The sequence below is a fragment of the Serratia sp. CY29653 genome, from assembly GCF_052169255.1.
In the GTDB taxonomy this organism is placed as follows: domain Bacteria; phylum Pseudomonadota; class Gammaproteobacteria; order Enterobacterales; family Enterobacteriaceae; genus Serratia; species Serratia sarumanii.
In genome coordinates this window covers 322,695-341,284 of the sequence record NZ_JBJNLC010000001.1, presented here as the reverse complement: position 1 = coordinate 341,284, position 18,590 = coordinate 322,695, and the positions used below count along the sequence as shown (strand labels likewise).

Genomic DNA, 18,590 nt, shown 5'->3' with positions numbered 1-18,590 from the left:
CAAGACGCAGCAAGCAAAGGAAGAGACACACTATGTTTTCCCGTTTGAAACTGCTGTATATCGCCGATGATATTATTTCACCTGATGAATTCCCCCGTATAGTCAGCCCTTCCAGCGCCTGTCACAGCCTTTCATACATGCCGGACAATGACATTCTGTCGCTTTTTTCTGGTTTTCGCGGTGGCGAACGGATCCGCCGTGAAGTCGGCGTTACGCAAAACGGAATAAGCTCTAACCTGCGCGCAAGAGTGCAGAGCGACCTGATGAGCGGCGTTGTCGTAGCGGTTGAAACCCGGCCCGGCGTGTTGGCGACGATGGGGCCATTTTACGCCGACATCGACGGCTACCTGATACCGCAGGGAAGACAAGAGCCCAACTACCCGGTGGACAAGATAGTGAAGCGGTACGAAGAGGCCGTGAAGTCTTATGGCGGCCGCCGGGCGCGCCCGTCCGTCTTCCCCGCACAAGTCACGCGGGCCAAACCGGCCCTTGGCCCGGATATCCCGGCGCAAGGTGGAAGAGCCTCACAGTCGGTCGTGTCTGGCCCCTTGACCAAAGCGCAACGCTGGCAGGAGCGAAAATACCTCATTGGCCGCGGGCAACGGAGTATCTACCCGGATGCCCGAATCGCCTCGGAACGCCTGGCGGCAAACAATGTCGCCGTCGAGAAGGCAAAGCTGGCGGAGAATATCTACAAGACCACGAATCCGCTAAAGGAGACTCCCGGCGTTCCCGAAGGTTGGAAAGATATCAGTAACGATAATGCTGCCCTGAGTAAAATTGGGCTAAACAGAAATATGCTCTTCGACAGAGATGAATCTCCGGATTTTTTGGCAAGGGTATATCAACCTGATAGCACCGTTTTTGGTAAAGAGATGAACCCAACGGTCGTGTTCAGAGGATCAAGAGCGCCAGAGTTCCCGGAGGGAATCGGCAGCGCCGCCAAAAAGTCCCTTAGGGGCGATTTGTCAGGAATTAAAAATGTGAATGACTGGATAAATAATGGCGCGCAGGGGATGGGGGCAAACTCCGAGTATTATAAAAATGCCATCAATATTGGCGAAAGCATATCAAAAACCCCCGGCATTGATATTACTGGTCATTCATTAGGTGGCGGAATGGCCTCCGCAGCATCAATGACCAGTGGAAAACCCGCATGGACGTTTAATGCAGCCGGGCTCAACAGCGGAACAATTAGAAAATACGGAGGGGAGGCTCTTGGTTCAGCCAAGAACATACAGGCCTATCGAGTGGAAGGAGAACTGTTAACCACGTTACAGGAGGTTAATAACGAAAGTGATTATGAGCTTATAAAAAATGCCCTGCCCGATGCTTTGCAAAAACCCTGGGGCACAGCATTGCCTTTCACCTTGAAAGAGTGGTCATCACTGGCGATACCTGATGCCGCCGGCATACCACACACTCTTGCCGGTGGGACAGGAACCTTGCTCGATAAACACGGTATAGACCAGACAATAAAGTTGATTGAAGATCAGAAAGACGAGGATGTCGCCACCATCAGGGGGAGAATATGAGCAAGTTGATAATGGCTATGGCGTTACTATTTACTATTCTCATGATGCAAGGATGCAAAAAAAACATGGAATATGAACCACAGGATTTTTTTGAAGGCCGTCAACTGGAAGTCGCGCAGCTGATTTATGATGGCGATGAAGTGAAACTGAATGAGAAGCTTCCTTCAATAAGCAAGGAAGAACTGAATCGACCAGTGAAAGCAGACATGACACTGCTGTTTTGGTCGGTGTTGAACTCAATCTATGATAAAAACACGCCGGAAAGGCTGAAAATAATAACCGACCTGGTAAAAAGTGGCGCAGACCCGCTGCAACCCAGACCAGAGGGCGGGAGCAGCCCAGCGGAATTCGTCATGAAAGCCGACAAGGGGATTTGGGTCAAAGCCATGCTCGACGGCGGTTTACCGCCAAACTCAAAAGACAAGGTATTCAATGAACCCATTGTATTCCAAACAATCAAAGCCAAAAACCCTGAAACGTTAAAGGTGATGCTGGATTATGGCGCAGACATAAATACAAGAGACTCATTGGGAAACACCTTGTTAATAAGCTCATTGGATTCTCATTCGTTTGATCATACGATTCTTTTGTTAGAGAGAGGTGCGGATAGCAAAATAAAAGGGAAGTTTGGTTGGACTATGGGCAATCAGCTTCAGCGCTTTATAGATAGAGGTGTAGGCGATGCCGAAGATAAAGAGAAAATTGACAAGATAAAAGAGTTATTAATTAAAAAGGGTGGTGACTGGCCTCCACTACCTGTAGAAAATTGACTCTACTCTATCGCCACTGTCAGGGAGAGAATATGAGCAAGCTAATAATGGCTATGGCGTTACTGTTTACTATTCTCATGATGCAAGGATGCAACAAAAACATGGAGTATGAACCACAGGATTTTTTTGAAGGCCAGCAACTGGACATCGCACAGCTGATTTATGATGGCGATGAAGTGAAACTGAAAGAAAAGCTGCCCTCTATAAGCAAGGAAGAACTGAATCGACAGGTTAAGGCAGATATGACCCTGCTGTTTTGGTCGGTGTTGAACTCAATCTATGATAAAAACACACCGGAAAGGCTGAAAATAATAACCGACCTGGTTAAAGCTGGCGCAGACCCGTTGCAGCCCAGACCAGAGGGAGGAAGCAGCCCGGCGGAATTCGTCATGAAAGCCGACAAGGGGATTTGGGTCAAAGCCATGCTCGACGGCGGTTTACCGCCAAACGCAAAAGATAAGGTATTCAATGAACCCATTGTATTCCAAACAATCAAAGCCAAAAACCCTGAAACATTAAAGGTGATGCTGGATTATGGCGCGGATATAAACATCAGAGACTCCTTGCAACAAACCTTATTAATGGATGCTTTTTTTAGCTCAGCCTTTGAACACATGACCCTACTGCTCAATCGGGGTGCGGATCCTAACCCGGTAAATATAAACAATCTTTCGCTGTTAACAGCAGTGAATCGGCAAATAAAAGACAGCCAAGATGGCTCAGAATACAATGTACAGTGTAAGAAAATACTCGAGCTCATACTTTTGAAAGGAGCAAAGGAAACGCCGTAATATCATCAACGCAGATCTGACAGCTGCCGGTTATTATACTGAGGCTGTCAGATTACATCTGGCTTAACTTTTCTCGGCCCAGATGCGTTTTCCACCAAGTAACGTTTCCATTGGCGTCCGACTACAACATTCTCCTTCAACAAAGAACATCCCTATACGTCCAACTCCTTCGGACAGGGCGAATCGCAACCTGTAGTGGTCAACCAAAGCTGGCCAGCGTTTTAGCATTTTTTTGATTAATTTGGTGGTAATCCACCGTTATATTCGTGTGCTCTGAGAGTATGTAATATCCCACGATATGGTCCGTGATTACATGAGAGGATTCGCTGAAGCTCATGTAATCCAATACTGGTACTAATTCGCGTCATTGTCGACAGGTCGACATTCATGACATTAGTTGCGTCCATGACAGTGCAATTTTGGTCAAGTACTAACTGGGCTGATTCGCGTTTAAACTTGGGGCTGAAACCTCTTCGCATTGTGTTACCTTTGTTGTTATGAGGTAAGGATATCACCTCTTATCAGGTTGCCAAATCCATTAAACCACTACATATGACTAACTAGCCAGAAACTGTTTGGACATGTGTCATTACTCTTGCCGATAGTTCAAAAAGATCCTTAGCATTTATTTCATATTTTTCAGAGAGCTCGAATACATTTATTGTATCATTTACTCGCCGAGTGCCTGGATCAGGATAGCGCCCTGCCCATACTATAAAATGAGTTAGCCCCTTTAATATTGCTATCTCTTTAGCACTCAAATTCGGGATAAAATTAGCTAATTCATCGAGCCGGTGGTGAAAATGTTCTTTCTCTTTCCTGGTAAATTCATCTACTCCCAGCTTGATTAAAATCATAGCTTTCAAGCAAACTTCTAGGCTATAACCAACCAGCATTAAAGCTACGGCATGATATTGACTGTGGCATATGGTTCTAACATCCTCAGGCATGGTTTCAAAGTTTGACGGCTGACGTACCAAGCTAATAGCCGCTTCAGATAACGCATGAGCATGAGTTAACCAAAGAATTGGGTTTTTAAGATCGGCAGCTGTTGGTGGTTTCGTAATATCTATAGCAAAACCGTTTTTAGTCGCTAATGTTCCCCATTTGTGCCACGCTAAAGCGCTATAACCAAATGGATCCTTGGAAAATGGTTCTTGGTTTGAATACATAAATGACTCCTTCAGCAGCTCACTAACACGAGTTTGATTGTTTTGTTATAAGTCTTTTAAGACTAGCAATAAATTTTAAGCATAACATCCTATAAATTTTACGATTTTGGCTCCTCAGCAATCGAGAAATACTTGAACAACCAAGAGACGAAAAAGCAATATTTAGCTCGGCATTTATTGAACACTTATGCTTCTAAAATGGCAGAAGATATCTCTACTGGAATCCTTGCAAATGTCCGCTTTGGCACAAAGCAGTCATTGCTACCTAAATTCGACCATTAAACACACCTTACCAAACTCCCCGCCAACAAAATATAGACACATAAAATGATTTAATTCGTGATTAATAAATAAATGAAATTATTATCTTCGTTTTCATTTCGTTATTTTCCCTTTCCCACTTCAAAGCACCCAACCATTCCCCCAACTCCCCCCTAGCACCGCCCTCGCCCTTTCCCTACAATAAGGGATCTGTTGAGGCATAACGCAAGGAAAGACGGTGTCGAAAGCCAATCCCAATGCCACTATCGTGGATATCGCCCGCCGCGCCAGGGTGACCAATATCACCGTTTCCCGCGCCTTCAATAAGCCCGAGCTGGTCAAGCCGGAAACCCGCGAGCGCATTCACGCCATCGCCAAAGAGCTGAACTATGTGCCCAACGCGTTCGCGCAGGGGCTGAAAAGCAGCAGCAGCCAGATTATCGGCATCGTCACCAGCAGCATGTACAACCCGTTCTATTCCGGCCTGATCAAGACCGTGTCGCGCATTGCGCGTCAGCAGGGCTACCAGATCATGCTGTTCGACACCGACGGCAGCGAAGAGGCGGAAATGCGCGCCATTCAGGCGCTATTCGGCTACAAGGCGCGCGGCATCCTGCTGTCGGCGGTGCGCGACGACAAGCGCTACCGCCCCGCCTATCTCGAGCTGGCCGAGGTGTACGGCGTGCCGCTGATCCTGATCGACCGCGATCTCTACGATCAGCAGCTGAGCGGCGTGTTCCTCGACAACCGCGAGATCGGCGTGCTGGCCGGGCGCTATCTGGCGGAACAGCCGGAGAAGAAGCTGCTGATTATCGGCGGCCCGGCGGATTCGGAAATTACGCTAACGCGCACCGCCGGCATCGTCGCGGCCTTGCAGGGCAGCGGCCGTGAGATTCACATCATCAACGGCGACTATGATTTCACCTCGCAAGAGAGCGAGGTGCGCGCCTATCTGGCGCAGCCGGAGAACCGCCCGGATTACATCATCGGCCTGAACGGTATCATCACGCTGGGCGCCATCGCCATCTGCCACGAGATGGGGCTTTATGAGCAGGTGAAGTTCTTCTCGATCGACGAACCGCCGCGCGCCGGCGCTTACGGCCTGCATATTCCGGGGGTGTATCACGATACGCAGAAACTGGGGGAGATCGCCGCGGAGCTGCTGTTCAGCGCCATTAACAGCCCGCGCGGCGAGCTGCCGGTGCGCAGAGAATTCTTCACCGGCTCGCTGTTGAATCGCTGACGGTCGCTATTGCCCGTAGTAGGCGTGTTTGCCGTGCTTGCGCAGGAAATGTTTGTCCAGCAGCTCCGGCTGCATCGGGGCGATGGCCGGCGCCAGCTGGCGCGTCGCCATCGCCATGATCGCCACCTCTTCCAGCACCACCGCGTTGTGCACCGCATCCGCCGCGTCCTTGCCCCAGGCAAACGGGCCGTGGGAATAGACCAGCACTCCCGGCACCTGCTGCGGATCGCGCCCCGCCTGATTGAAGGTCTCGATAATCACCTTGCCGGTTTCCCCCTCGTAATCCCCGGCGATCTCCGCCTCGCTCATCGGCCGGGTGCAGGGAATGTCGCCGTAAAAGTAGTCGGCGTGGGTGGTGCCCAGCGCCGGGATCGGCTGCCCGGCCTGCGCCCAGATGGTGGCGTTGCGGCTGTGGGTGTGCACCACGCCGCCGATATCGGCGAAGGCGCGGTACAGCGCCAGGTGGGTGGCGGTGTCGGATGAGGGCTTGCGGTGCCCTTCGCGCACCTTGCCCTCCAGATCCACCACCACCAAATCCTCCAGCGTCATCGCCTCGTAGGCGATGCCCGAAGGTTTGATCACCACCAGCCCGCTCTGGCGATCGATCGCCGAGACGTTGCCCCAGGTAAAGGTCACCAGCCCGTATGCCGGCAGGCTAAGGTTGGCGGCCAACACCTGCCGCTTGAGTTCGTTCAGCATGCGATGCCTCCCTCATTCATTTGTTGTTCGATCCAGGTCTTGGCCTGGGCGATGCGTTGCTTATCCTGCCCGTCTTCGCGCGCCCACATCTCCAGCAGGTAGGGGCCGCGATAGCCAAGCGCGCTGAGCACGGAAAAGGCGTGGGCGAAATCCACGCAGCCTTCGCCGAACGGCACGTCGCGGAACTGCCCGGCGCTGCCCGGCCCCACCGCGACGGTGTCTTTGAGGTGCACGGCGGTGATGCTGCCGATGCCCAGCGCCAGCTCGGCGGCGACGTCGTTGCCCCAGGCGCTAAGGTTGCCGAGATCGGGATACACCGTGAACCACGGGCTGTTGACGTGGCGGGCGATGTCGCGCCATTTGCTGATGCTGTTGATGAACGGCGTGTCCATCACCTCCACCGACAGCATCACCTGCGCCTTGGCGGCCTGCGCCGCCGCCCACTGCATACCCTCGATAAAGCGCTCGCGGCTGTGGCGATCGGCCGGTTCGTAATAGACGTCGTAGCCCGCCAGCTGGATGTTGCGGATGCCGAGATCCGTCGCCAGTTCCAGCGCCTTGCTCATCAGCACCCGCGCCCGCTCGCGGGTGGCGGCATCATGGCTGCCGAACGGATCGCGCCGGTGCGCCGACAGGCACAGGCTCGGCACCGTCACCCCGCTGTCGAGCCGCGCCTGGATAAACGCCAGCCGCTGGCGGCGATCCCAGTCCAGACGCTGCTGGCGCGCCGGCTGTTCGTCGATCGACATCTCCACAAATTCAAAGCCCAGCTCGGCGGCGGTGGCCAGCCGCTGCGGCCAGCTCAGATCGGCGGGCAGCGCTTTTTCATACAGCCCCAGACAGGCGGCGTTAGTCGTTTGCATCAGTCACCTCACTCAAAGCCTGAGCGACCGCCAGATAGCGCGCCTGCTGGGCGCGCAGGCGCCGATGGGCGGCGGTCGCGGGATAATAACAGCGCAGTTTGGGCGGCGCGGCGGCGATCGCTTCGGCGAACCCAGCGTACTCCCCGGCGCCGACGGCGGCGCACAGGGCGGCGGCGCGGCAGCCGCTCTGGCGGGTTTCCACCACCTCGAGCGGCAGGTTGCCGGCGTCGGCGTACATCTGCATCCACACCTCGGACTGCGTCGGCCCGCCGGTCATGCGTACCCGCTCGATGCGCGGATTCAGCTGCACCATGCGCTCCTGATGGATCAGGTGCGAGAACACGATGCCTTGGTAGATCGCCTGCACCACGTCCGCCATCTCGTGGTGGGCGCTCAGGCCGATCAGCCCGCCCGGCGTGTTGCCGCCGAGGTTGGAACCGTACAGATAAGGCAGGAACAGCAGCCCGCTGGGCTGCTCGCGGCGCTCGGCCACCCAGGCGTTGAACTGGGCGTAGCGCTGCCGGTCGTCGGCGCAGAACTGGCGCAGGAACCAGGCCAGGTTGCCGGCCGAGGTCGGGCTGCCTTCGTGCACGAAATAGCGGCCGTCGATGCAGTAGCGCCCCCAGGCGTAGGGATAGTCGGCAGGAATGATGCGCTCGGTCACGCAGGTGGCGATCGACCAGGTGCCCGCCACCGCGCTGAGCGTGCGGTCGTCCGCCACGCCAGAGCTGAGCGCCGCGCCCACCACGTCGAACAGGCCGCCGTACACCGCGGTGCCTGCCCGCAGGCCGCACTGCGCCGCCGCCGCGGCCGTCACCCGCCCGGCCAGCTGCGCCGAGCCGATCACCGGCGCAGTCTTCTCCTGTGCCTCTTCGATGCCGAAGGCCGCCATCAACGCCGGATCGTAAGCGCCGCTGTGCTGGTTAAACAGGTTGCTGCCGGAGATATTGGTCACCTCGGCCGCCGCCTCTCCGGTGAGGCGAAAGCGCAGGTAGTCGTGCGCCATCAGGATGCGATCGACGGCGGCGTACTGCGCCGGTTGCCGCTGCTTCAGCCAGCGCAGCAGCAGCGCCGGGTGGCTGGGCCACAGCGGCTGCAGGCTGCGCGGGTAGGTCTGCGCGCCCACGCCGGCGCGGCGCAGCTCAGCCGCCGTGGCCGCCGCGCGGTTGTCCGAAGAGAGGATGCCGTTGCCGACCGGTTTGCCGTGGCGGTCGATGGCGTACAGCCCTTTGCCGTGCGCCGAGAAGCTGACGCCGCGCACCTGCCCGGCATCCAGCCCCGCCGCGTGCAGCGTCTGGCGGATCGCCGCGCACACGTCATCCCACAGCGCGTCCATATTGCGTTCGCTGAAGCCCGGCTGGGCGGCAATCGCCGCGCCGTCGCGCTCGGCGACTGCCAGCTCTTCGCCGCTTGCCCGGTACAGCCCGGCTTTGATCACCGTGCCGCCGACGTCTATGCCAAGAAAGACTGCCATCGCGCCTCCTATTTGCGCCGCACGGAGCTGAGGTAGATGGCGGCCAGGATGATGCCGCCCTTCACCACGTTCTGGATATACGGCGACACGTTCATCAGATTGAGGCCGTTGTTGAGCACCCCGAGCATCATCGCCCCCACCAGCGTGCCGACGATGGCGCCGCGCCCGCCGGAGATCGCCGCCCCGCCCAGCACCACCGCGGCGATGGCGTCCAGTTCGAAGCCTTCGCCGGCGTTGGGCTGCCCGCTCATCAGGCGCGAGGTCAGCACCAGCCCGGCCAGCGCGGCGGTCAGGCCGCTGATCACGTACACCAGCATCTTGTAGCGCGGCACGCGGATGCCGCTCAGCCGCGCCGCCTCTTCGTTGCCGCCCATCGCGTAGACGTAGCGGCCGAACGGCAGCTGGTTGAGCATCAGCCAGGCCAGCACATACACGCCGAGCATGATCAGGATCGGCACCTGGATGCCCAGCACCGTGCCGCGGCCGAAGAAGGAGAAGACGTCGGGCAGGCCGGAGATCGGGTAACCGCCGGTATAGAGCAGCGCCAGGCCGCGGGCGATACCCATCGACGCCAGGGTGACGATGATCGGCGGCATGCGCAGGTAGGCGATGCAGGCGCCGTTGGCCAGGCCGAACAGCGCACCGACCGCCAGCGCCGCCACCATCGCCAGCGGAATGGGCACCGCCGCCAGCATCAGCCCGGCGGCGACCGAGCCGGCCAGCGCCATTACCGGCCCCACCGAAAGATCGATGCCGCCGGTCAGGATGGCGCAGGTCATGCCCACCGCGATGATGGCGTTGATCGACACCTGGCGCGCCACGTTGGTCAGGTTGTTGACGCTGAGGAAGCTGTCGTTCAGCAGGCTCATCAATACGAACAAGACAGCGAAGCCGATAAACGGCAAGACCGCCGGGTGATGCAGCAGTTTTTCCCAGCGCTTGCCGAGGCTGGGGCCGGCGGCGCGGCGCGCCACGGCGGGTTGTTCAATTCCGATCATAAGGCACTCCCGGTCGCGTGAAGCATGATGTGGTTGGATTCGATGTCGTCGCCGGTCAGCTCGGCGACGATGTGGCCGCCGCGAAACACCAGCACGCGGTCGCACACGCCGATGATCTCCGGCAGTTCGGAGGAAATCATGATGATAGAGATGCCCTGCTGGGTCAGTTGCTGCATCAGTTGGTAGATCTCGGCCTTGGCGCCCACGTCGATGCCGCGCGTCGGCTCGTCGAAGATCAGGATGTTGCAATCGTTGTTGAGCCAGCGGGCGATCACCACCTTCTGCTGGTTGCCGCCGCTCAGGGTGCTGACGGCGGTCTCGGCGTCCGGGGTTTTCACGCCCACGGCGCGGATCAGCCGCTGCACCACGTCGCGATCCTTACGGGCGCTGACGAAGATCTTGCCGCGCCGGTGGTGCCGGTTGAGGGTGATGTTCTGCGCCACCGAAAACGGCAGCACCAGGCCCTCGGTTTTGCGGCTCTCCGGCAGCAGGCCGATACCCTGCGCCAGCGCCTGCGCCGGGGAGCGCAGCGCCGCCGGTTGGCCGCCGAGGCTGACGCGTTTGCGGTGGCAGCGGCTGGCGCCGATCAGCGCCGAGACGGTCTCGGTGCGCCCGGAGCCCACCAGCCCGGCGAAGCCGAGGATCTCGCCCTTGTGCAGGTGGAAGCGGTCGGTCGCGCCGTGCTTCTCGCGCTGGATCTCCGCTTCCAGCAGCACCGTGGCGGTATCGACCGGGTGCTGTTTCACCGGGAAGGCGTTCTCGATTTTGCGCCCGACCATCAGCCGCACCAGCTCTTCCACGTTGGTGTCGCCGGTGGCCAGCGTTTCGATGTAGGCGCCGTCGCGCAGCACTGTGATGCGATCGCAGATGGTGAAGATCTCGTCCAGGTGGTGCGAGATAAACACCATGCCGACGCCCAGCAGCCGCAGATCGTTCATCACGCTGAACAGATGCTCGGCCTCGCCCGGCGTCAGCGTGGCGGTCGGTTCGTCCAGCACCAGCACCCGCGCCTCCAGCGACAGCGCCTTGGCGATCTCAACGAACTGCTGCTGCGCCACGCTCAGCTGCTCCACCGGGCAATCGAGATCGATAGCCACCGTCAGCCGCTTGAAGATCGCCTCGGCCTTGCGCCGCATCGCCCGCCGATCCAGCAGGCCCCAGCGGTTCCTGATCTCCCGGTTGAGGAAGATGTTGTCGATGGCGCTCATGTAGGGAATCAACGAGAATTCCTGAAAAATAATGCCGACGCCGGCCTCGATCGCCTGGCGATAGTTGTTAAAGCGGCGCTGCTCGCCGTCGATAAAAATATCGCCCTCGTCCGGCTGATAGATGCCGCACATGATTTTCACCAGCGTCGATTTGCCGGCGCCGTTTTCGCCCAGCAGGGCGTGCACTTCGCCGCGTTGAATGGCCAGATCGATGCCGTCCAGCGCCTTCACGCCGGGAAAGCTCTTCTTTATTCGCTTCAGTTCCAGTAAAGGTGTCACCGCATTGCCCTCCGCGCCGAACGCCCCGCCGCAGCGGGGCGAACCTGGCCGCTGTTACCAGCTAAAGCCGGCCGCATTGCTGCGGTCGATCAGCTTCACTTTGACCGGCACGGTTTTCGGCACCGTGGCGCCCCAGTAGCGGGCCAGCGCAATGCCGAGCGCGATGCGCAGTTGGTCGCGCGGGAACTGCGCCGAGGTGGCGATAAACGGCGAGTTCGGCTTGAGGATCTCTTTGATGGCTTCCGGCTGGCCGTCGACGCTCACCAGCTTGACCTTGGCGCCGTTGCTTTCGATCGCCGCCAGGGCGCCGAGCGCGCCGACGTCGTTGACGCTGAAGATGCCCGCCAGATCCGGCGCCGACTGCAGCATGTTTTCGGTCACGGTCAGCGCGGTGTCGCGCTCCTGCTTGCCGTTTTGCTTGGTGACGATCTTGATGTCGGGGTATTTCTTCATCGCCGCTTCAAAGCCGCGCACGCGCTCCAGGATCGGCACCACCGGGATGCCGTCAAGGATCGCCACCTTGCCTTTGCCGCCCAGCGCTGTCGCCAGGTACTCGCCCGCCTGGAAGCCGGCGTCGTAGTTTTCCGAGCCGACGAACGAGTCCAGCGGCCCTTCCGCCTGCGCGTCGATCGCTACCACCACCGCGCCGGCCTTATGGGCGGAGATCACCGCCGACTGCACCCCCACCGAATCGGTCGGATTGATCAGCAGGATGTCCACCTTCTTCTGCAGCATGTCTTCCACGTCGCCGATTTGTTTGGCAACGTCATGGCGCGCATCGGCCACGTACACCTTGGCGCCGATATCCGCCGCCGCCTGATCCAGCGCCTGCTTCATGGTGACGAAGTAGTCGTTGTTCATTTCCTGGAACGACATACCGATAGTGATTTGCTTGGCCAGCGCCCCATGGCTGGCCGCCAACATTCCACCGGCGACGATAAAAGGCAGGGTCTTTTTGAATAATGAAAACATAGCCAATTCTCCTGTAGGGAAGCTTCTTGTTGTGGTTATCAGAGCAACAGCATGTCTTTACGTTTGGCCGACCGGCCGGCCCCCCGTTGCGAGCGGGCCAGCGATCGTGACTGCAACAACGGTACAGCGGGAGGGTCAGGGAACCAGGATCACCTTGATGGAGTCGGTCGAGTCCGCCAGGGCGAAGGCTTCGTCCCAGTCGTTCAATGAATAGCTGTGGGTAACCACGCCATTGGAGGTCACCAGCCCGCGCTCGAACAGATCGATGGCGATTTCGTAGCTGTAGGGCGCCAGGTGCGCGCCGCGAATGTCCAGCTCTTTGCGATCGCCGATGATCGACCAATCGACGGTGGTTTCCTTGCCGAACACGCTGAACTCCACGAAGCGGCCCAGCTTGCGGATCATCTGCAGCCCCTGGGTGACGCCGATCGGCGCGCCGGTGGCCTCGATGTAGACGTCGCAGCCGTAGCCGCCGGTCAGCGATTTGACGATCTGGTCGGCGTCTTCCTTCAGCGGGTTGATCACCACGTCGGCGCCAAATTCTTTCGCCAGCGCCAGCCGCTCGTCGATGGCGTCGATCACGATCAGTTTCTTCGGCGTCTTCAGGCGCGCCACCTGAACCATGCACAGCCCGAGCGGCCCGGCGCCGGCCAGCACCACCACGTCGTCCAACTGGATGTCGCCGCGCGCCACGGTGTGAATGGCGCAGGCCATCGGCTCAATCAATACCGCGTCTTCATGGCTCAGGCTTTCCGGGATCTTGTGCACGATGGCGTTCTCGGAAAAGCGCATGTACTCCGCCATGCCGCCCTCCGCCACGTCTTTTTGGAAACCGTAAATGTTATGCGTCTCACACATCCAGTAACTGCCGGATTTGCAGTAGCGGCACTCCCAGCACGGCACGATCTGCTCGGCGATCACCCGCTCGCCGAGCTGGTATTTGCCTTCCGCGCCCTCGCCCAGCGCGGCGATGCGGCCGTAGAACTCGTGCCCCGGCACCACCGGCGGTTTGACCCACGGGTTTTCCCCCCAAAACATCTGCGCGCCGTTCTTGCACTTGCAGTCGCCGGCGCAGATGCCGCAGCCTTCCACCTTGATCACCAGCTCGCGCGCCTTCGGCAACGGCGTGGGCACCTGTTCGAAACGATAGTCCTGCGGGCCGTGGCAAACGACCGCGCGCATTTTTTCCGGCAACTGGCTCATCTCTTCCTCCAATACACTTGTTAAACGCTTGAATTTTATTAATGTTGACGTTGTCATTTTTATCCAACAAAAAACAAAAAACGTTATAAAGTGATAAATTTCAATTGATTAATCATCAAATACCCAGGAAAACTCAAAATGACAACGTGAACATAGAGCGACATATAACCAAAGCTGCAAAAATAATTATTTGAGCGAAATCACATATCGTTAACATTGCGGCTAAAAATGCTACAAATGCGGATCGCGATCCCATTTGCGGGATCGGCGATCCGGGGAGATCCGCTACATCAGCAGGCGCACGCGATCGTAGATCTGACGATCTTCCGGCCGCGACGATCGCGCCTGCTGGCGCAGGGTGCGCACCAGCGTGTCGATAAACGCATGGGCGGCGGCGCTCAGAATGCTGTTGCGCCGGGTGACGATATTCAGCTGCGCCGGCCGGCAGCTCTCCCGCAGCGCCAGCGGCTGCACACGGGAGGCGAACTGCGGCAGCGCGACGATCGGCCGCGGGCACCAGGTGCACATCTCGGCGGACTCCACCAGCGCCTGCAGCATGCCGAACGAATGCGCCTGGATAATGCGCTGGCGCGGCAGGCGCACGCCGTGGCGGAGAAACACCTCGTCGAACAGCGCATCGAAACTTTCCGGGGTATAGCTCATCACCCAATCCTGTTCCAGCAGCTGATGCAGCGAGGTACTGTGCGCCAGCGGGTGGCCGCGCCGCACCATGTACGCCGTTTCATACTCCAGCAGCGGCTCGCAGTGGAACTCCTGTGGCGCCGACGACGCCGGCAGCGGCGTGATGGCAAAATCCATCGTGCCCTCGCGCAGCTGCGACTGGGCGTTGGCCATCAGGCTTTCCGACAGCTCCAGCCGCACCGCCGGCATCTTGCTGCGAAACGCCATCACCGCCGACGGCAGCACCGTCAGCATCAGCCAGGGGGTGAACGCCGCCTTGACCAGATCCGCCGTGCGCCCGCGCAGCGCCGCCATTTCGCCCTGCGCCTGCTCCAGCTGGTTCAGCACCAGCCGGGCGTGCGCCAGCAAGGTTTTGCCGTAGGGGGTAAAGCCCAGCCCGGTCGGGGTGCGGATCAGCAGCGGCAGCGCCTGTTCCTGCTCCAGTTCGCGCAGCGCGCGGGTCACCGCCGCCTGCGACAGCCCCAGATGCCGCGCCGCCGCGCGAATGCTGCCGCTGTCGGCGCTGGCCACCAGCGCCTGCAGTTGGTGCAGTTTCATGTTCACCTCCTGACAATCATAGGTTGTCAGCATAACCGAACGGCGGCTACCCGGCAAAAACGGAGTTTGCTAGTCTCGATGCCTACCCCTCTGCCCCATTCCCCGCCCGTTGGCCGGGACCCTTTGCCGGAGACCGTGATGAGCCCTTCACTCGTACTGCCTGAGATCGCCGCCGTTCATGATGAGATGGTCGCGCTTCGCCGCCACATTCACGCCCACCCGGAGCTGGGATTTAAGGAGTTCGCGACGTCAGATCTGGTGGCGCAGCGTCTGGAGGAGTGGGGTTACCGCGTCACGCGCGGCGTAGGACAAACCGGCGTTGTCGCCACATTGCAGCGCGGGCCGGGAAAATCGCTCGGCATCCGCGCCGACATGGACGCCCTGCCGATCGCCGAAACGACCGGCTTGCCGCATGCCAGCACCCATGCCGGGGTGATGCACGCCTGCGGCCACGACGGGCATACCGCCATGCTGCTGGCGGCGGCGCGCTGTCTGGCGCGGCAGCCCAACTTCAGCGGCACGCTGCACCTGATCTTTCAGCCGGCGGAAGAAGGCGGCGGCGGTGCCAGAGTGATGATTGAAGACGGCCTGTTTGAGCGCTTCCCCTGCGACGCGGTGTTCGCCATGCACAACGTGCCCGGCTTCCCCACCGGCCACCTGGGCTTCGCCAGCGGCCCCTTGATGTGCTCGGCCGATACGGTGCACATCACCCTGCACGGCCACGGCGGCCACGGCGCGGTGCCGCAGAGCACCGTCGATCCGGTGGTGGCCTGCGCGGCCATCGTCATGAGCCTGCAAACCATCGTGGCGCGCAATATCGATCCGCAGGAAACGGCGATCGTCACCGTGGGAGCGATGCAGGCCGGCCAGGCCGCCAACGTAATCCCGGCGACCGCCACCCTGACGCTCAGCGTGCGCGCGCTGACGGCGGTGGTGCGCGCGCGGCTGGAACAGCGCATCACCGAGCTGGTCACGGCGCAGGCCGCCAGCTTCGGCGCCCGCGCGGAGATCGACTACCAGCACGGCTACCCGGTGTTGGTGAACCACCCGGCAGAAACCGAGCTGGCGCGCGCGGTGGCGCTGGACTGGGCCGGAGAGAGCCAGGTTATCCCCACGCTGCGGCCGTTTACCGCCAGCGAAGATTTCGCCTTTATGCTGGAGAAGTGCCCAGGCAGCTACATCTCGATCGGCAACGGCCCCGCCACGCCGGGCAATTCCCTGCACAACCCCGGCTATGACTTCAATGACGACAACCTGTCGGTAGGCGCCACCTACTGGGTCAAATTGGTCGAGCGCTTTTTGGCTCGCCCCACTGTTTAATCGCCAACGCTGAGGAAATGACATGAAAATCATCAAAGGGCTGTTGTTGTTGCTGCCGCTGGCCGCGAGCTTTCCCGCGCTGAGCGGCGAATTCAGCGGCAAGGTGATCAAGCTGGGCATCGATCCCACCTTTCCGCCGCTGGAATATAAAAACCCGCAGGGCAAGCTGACCGGCTTCGGCGTCGATATCGCCCAGGCGCTGTGCGACCAGATGCAGGCCAAATGCGTGTGGGTGGAAAGCAGCTGGGACGGCATGATCCCCGGCCTGCAGGCGAAGAAATTCGATGCCATCGCCTCGTCGATGACCATCACACCGCAGCGCCAGCAGCAGATCGCCTTCTCCAGCAAAGTCTCCAACGCCCCGGCGCGGTTGGTGGCGCATAAGGGCAGCAACCTGCAGCCTACCGCCGCCTCGCTGAAGGGCAAATCGGTCGGCGTGCAGCAAGGCTCCAGCCAGGAGGCCTATGCCAACGCGCTGTGGCGCCCGGCCGGCGTTAACGTGGTCGCCTACCAAAGCCAGCAGGAGGTGAACGAAGATCTGGCCAACGGCCGGCTGGATGCGTCGCTGTTGGCCAGCGTCAGCGCCAGCGAGTTCTTCAAAACGCCCGGCGGCAAAGATTTCGCCTTTATCGGCGCCGAGCTGAACGACAGCAAATACTTCGGCGTCGGCGACGGCATCGGAGTGCGCAAAGAGGATACCGCGCTGCTGAACGCCTTCAACACCGCGCTGCAGGCGATCCGCGCCAACGGCACTTACAAGAAAATCAACGACAAGTATTTCGACTTCGACATGTACGGTGCGGAGCAGTAACAAGCGTTCCCCGGCGGTCACCTGCAGATCCTGCGGGATGGGGAGGCGCCTTCGGCCGCCGGGGAACGCCCCAACGGAAACGGCAGCGTCGGCAAGAACGGAAAATCAGGCGGGATAAGGATGCGGGCCAGGCAGGACGCACGGCCCGCTAAAGCGGGTTACTTCACTTCGCCCATCGCTTTCAGCTTTTTGGACAGCTCGCGGCGTTCTTTGGACAGATCGGCATTTTTGATGATGTAGTCATCAACGCGATCTTCGTAGTCGCTGCGCATGTTGGCAATGATGCCCTGAATGTCTTCGATGCTCATGCCGGGCTTGATGTACTCACTCAGGTTGTCGAGCAGCAGCACGCGCTTCTGGTTATCACGAATTTTCTTTTCGTTGTCGACGATCTCGCGTTGCAGTTTGTTTTTGCGGCGGAACATACGCACAAACTCCAGCACGTCCTGGAAACTCGGCTTATTTGCATTATCCATCTTTATACCCTTGCTTTAGTAATACACAGATTCATTTGCTTACGGCCACATGGCACCAAGATACAGGTTTGTGGCGGTCCGGCACAACAGTGATTGCCTTATCTTACCCACTTTGCCCCGGCGGCCAAAACCCAAAGCGCCGCCTTCATGATCTGACCCCTTATTCGCGCCCGGCGGCGGTGCAGACCAGGAGCAGATCCCCCAACTCTTCCAGTTGCTGCGCCAGCTCCATGCTGAGCCAGACATAGCCGTAAATCGGCGCTTCGCCGTGCTGGCCGAGGCTGACCTCCTGCATCAGCGTTTTCAGCTCGCCGGCGATCTCCGCCAACTGCCCCGCCGCCGCCTGCCGCTGTTCCTGCGGCCCTTCGCGCATCAGCACCGCCAGCGATTCCAGCGAGCTCAGCGTCAGCAGCTGGGTGCTGCGCAGCGTGCGGGCGTTCAACATGATGAAGTGCGTTTCACGCGAGGCCCAGTAGGCGTCGGCCATCAGCTCCAGCGTGCATACCAGATTGCGGCTGAGGGTTTGCACCGCTTCGAACACCGCTTTGGGGATGCGGGTTTCCTTACTGGCGGGCACGATCAGGCTGCGCAGCTTCACCACCTGATTCAACAGATCCTTGAGCTGCGGCTCCAACCGCGGCCGCTCGATAACGTTCGGCGAAAAATAGGCGCCATAGAGGCGGGCGGCGGTTTGCAGGCAGTCCGCCATTTGCATGCGCCACAGAATATAGGCGCGCTGTGGGTAGATGCTGGTGAACAGCAGCGCCAGCAGCGAGCCGAAGATCACGTCGCCGCTGCGCCACAGCGCGGTGTGCATGTCGCCGGCGCCCGCGCCGCACACCACCGCCAGCGTGATCCCCACCAGCAGCGCCATATACGGCCGCTTGCCGAGCGTCAGGTAACCGCAGACGAACATCACCACGCCGCACCAGGCCAGCATCAGCGGCAGCGAATAGAGTTCCAGATACAGGGCAATCAGGCCGGAAGCGGCGCCGAACACGGTGCCGGCAATGCGTTGCAGCGCCCGCTGCAGCACGTTACCCCAAAATGAGATCGGCCCCATCACCACCACCAGGGTGATCAGCGGCCAGGTGCCTTCGGGCACCGCCAGCAAGCGGATCAGCAGAAAGGTCAGGATAAACGCCAGCCCGATGCGCACGCCGTGAACGATGCGATAGTGCCGATAGGTCAGTAATTCAAGGGAAGAGATTTTTCGATCGAGGCGCACGATGCCTCCGATAAAGACCAGCCAGGCCGCTATTTTAGCGGAGGAAAC

The 18,590-nt window shown here is 59.3% G+C and carries 17 protein-coding genes and 2 pseudogenes; 6 read left to right on the top strand and 13 right to left on the bottom strand.

Going from position 1 to position 18,590, the window contains the following annotated elements:
* The first annotated feature begins 32 nt into the window (after positions 1 to 32).
* From ACJ8HN_RS01595 to ACJ8HN_RS01585, 3 genes are read left to right on the top strand one after another with little or no spacing between them, the layout of a single operon-like run.
* A complete protein-coding gene (locus ACJ8HN_RS01595) occupies positions 33 to 1,535 on the top strand; it encodes a phospholipase (RefSeq protein ID WP_442522965.1) in 1,503 nt (500 codons plus the stop codon).
* Positions 1,532 to 2,305 (top strand): ankyrin repeat domain-containing protein, encoded by a 774-nt coding sequence (locus tag ACJ8HN_RS01590; protein WP_442522964.1) that lies wholly within the window; start codon positions 1,532 to 1,534, stop codon positions 2,303 to 2,305. The genes ACJ8HN_RS01595 and ACJ8HN_RS01590 overlap by 4 nt, the downstream gene beginning before the upstream one ends.
* A gap of 32 nt (positions 2,306 to 2,337) precedes the next feature.
* Entirely contained in the window at positions 2,338 to 3,096 is a 759-nt protein-coding gene (locus ACJ8HN_RS01585; RefSeq protein WP_346422547.1) for an ankyrin repeat domain-containing protein, read from the top strand.
* Between the two features lie 236 nt (positions 3,097 to 3,332).
* Here ACJ8HN_RS01585 and ACJ8HN_RS01580 read toward each other — a convergent pair.
* The 3 genes and pseudogenes from ACJ8HN_RS01580 to ACJ8HN_RS01570 form a co-directional block, all read right to left on the bottom strand.
* Positions 3,333 to 3,457: pseudogene (locus ACJ8HN_RS01580) on the bottom strand (IS3 family transposase); the annotation flags it as partial.
* A pseudogene (locus ACJ8HN_RS01575) lies at positions 3,456 to 3,575 on the bottom strand (IS3 family transposase); the annotation flags it as partial. The pseudogenes ACJ8HN_RS01575 and ACJ8HN_RS01580, both read right to left, overlap by 2 nt.
* Positions 3,576 to 3,656: 81 nt before the next feature.
* Positions 3,657 to 4,268 (bottom strand): hypothetical protein, encoded by a 612-nt coding sequence (locus ACJ8HN_RS01570; RefSeq protein ID WP_072268963.1) that lies wholly within the window; start codon positions 4,266 to 4,268, stop codon positions 3,657 to 3,659.
* A 499-nt stretch (positions 4,269 to 4,767) separates the two neighbouring features.
* Between ACJ8HN_RS01570 and ACJ8HN_RS01565 the strand changes: the two genes are divergently transcribed.
* Positions 4,768 to 5,772, top strand: coding sequence for a LacI family DNA-binding transcriptional regulator (locus tag ACJ8HN_RS01565; RefSeq protein ID WP_060437729.1), 1,005 nt, complete (start codon positions 4,768 to 4,770; stop codon positions 5,770 to 5,772).
* A 6-nt stretch (positions 5,773 to 5,778) separates the two neighbouring features.
* On the opposite strand, the gene araD is transcribed toward ACJ8HN_RS01565, so the two are convergent.
* The 8 genes from araD to ACJ8HN_RS01525 all read right to left on the bottom strand — a co-directional run bounded on the left by araD (position 5,779) and on the right by ACJ8HN_RS01525 (position 14,707).
* The gene (araD, locus tag ACJ8HN_RS01560; protein ID WP_033632583.1) at positions 5,779 to 6,471 is read right to left on the bottom strand and encodes an L-ribulose-5-phosphate 4-epimerase; all 693 of its coding nucleotides are present in this window, start codon (positions 6,469 to 6,471) and stop codon (positions 5,779 to 5,781) included.
* Positions 6,465 to 7,334: an L-ribulose-5-phosphate 3-epimerase gene (locus ACJ8HN_RS01555; RefSeq protein ID WP_442522963.1), complete on the bottom strand. Its 870-nt coding sequence runs from the start codon at positions 7,332 to 7,334 to the stop codon at positions 6,465 to 6,467. Before ACJ8HN_RS01555 ends, araD begins: the two co-directional genes overlap by 7 nt.
* Positions 7,321 to 8,808, bottom strand: a complete 1,488-nt coding sequence (locus ACJ8HN_RS01550) for an FGGY-family carbohydrate kinase (protein ID WP_033635239.1) — start codon at positions 8,806 to 8,808, stop codon at positions 7,321 to 7,323. The genes ACJ8HN_RS01555 and ACJ8HN_RS01550 overlap by 14 nt, the downstream gene beginning before the upstream one ends.
* An 8-nt stretch (positions 8,809 to 8,816) precedes the next feature.
* On the bottom strand, positions 8,817 to 9,806 hold the full coding sequence (locus ACJ8HN_RS01545) for an ABC transporter permease (RefSeq protein WP_038877882.1): 990 nt from the start codon (positions 9,804 to 9,806) through the stop codon (positions 8,817 to 8,819).
* Positions 9,803 to 11,293: a sugar ABC transporter ATP-binding protein gene (locus tag ACJ8HN_RS01540; protein ID WP_033655112.1), complete on the bottom strand. Its 1,491-nt coding sequence runs from the start codon at positions 11,291 to 11,293 to the stop codon at positions 9,803 to 9,805. Before ACJ8HN_RS01540 ends, ACJ8HN_RS01545 begins: the two co-directional genes overlap by 4 nt.
* 54 nt (positions 11,294 to 11,347) lie before the next feature.
* Positions 11,348 to 12,265, bottom strand: coding sequence for an ABC transporter substrate-binding protein (locus ACJ8HN_RS01535; RefSeq protein WP_442522962.1), 918 nt, complete (start codon positions 12,263 to 12,265; stop codon positions 11,348 to 11,350).
* Positions 12,266 to 12,400: 135 nt separating this feature from the next.
* Complete coding sequence (locus tag ACJ8HN_RS01530) at positions 12,401 to 13,468, bottom strand: erythritol/L-threitol dehydrogenase (RefSeq protein ID WP_019453591.1); 1,068 nt, start codon at positions 13,466 to 13,468, stop codon at positions 12,401 to 12,403.
* A gap of 285 nt (positions 13,469 to 13,753) precedes the next feature.
* On the bottom strand, positions 13,754 to 14,707 hold the full coding sequence (locus tag ACJ8HN_RS01525; RefSeq protein WP_442522961.1) for a LysR family transcriptional regulator: 954 nt from the start codon (positions 14,705 to 14,707) through the stop codon (positions 13,754 to 13,756).
* Positions 14,708 to 14,845: 138 nt separating this feature from the next.
* On the opposite strand from ACJ8HN_RS01525, the gene ACJ8HN_RS01520 reads away from it, so the two are divergent.
* Positions 14,846 to 16,027, top strand: a complete 1,182-nt coding sequence (locus ACJ8HN_RS01520) for a M20 aminoacylase family protein (RefSeq protein ID WP_230120913.1) — start codon at positions 14,846 to 14,848, stop codon at positions 16,025 to 16,027.
* 22 nt (positions 16,028 to 16,049) lie between these two features.
* Positions 16,050 to 16,838, top strand: a complete 789-nt coding sequence (locus ACJ8HN_RS01515) for an ABC transporter substrate-binding protein (protein ID WP_041035945.1) — start codon at positions 16,050 to 16,052, stop codon at positions 16,836 to 16,838.
* Positions 16,839 to 16,996: 158 nt separating this feature from the next.
* On the opposite strand, the gene tmaR is transcribed toward ACJ8HN_RS01515, so the two are convergent.
* Positions 16,997 to 17,314: a PTS system regulator TmaR gene (tmaR, locus tag ACJ8HN_RS01510; protein ID WP_004935612.1), complete on the bottom strand. Its 318-nt coding sequence runs from the start codon at positions 17,312 to 17,314 to the stop codon at positions 16,997 to 16,999.
* Positions 17,315 to 17,474: 160 nt separating this feature from the next.
* Entirely contained in the window at positions 17,475 to 18,542 is a 1,068-nt protein-coding gene (locus ACJ8HN_RS01505) for an FUSC family protein (protein ID WP_033647985.1), read from the bottom strand.
* Positions 18,543 to 18,590: the final 48 nt, after the last annotated feature.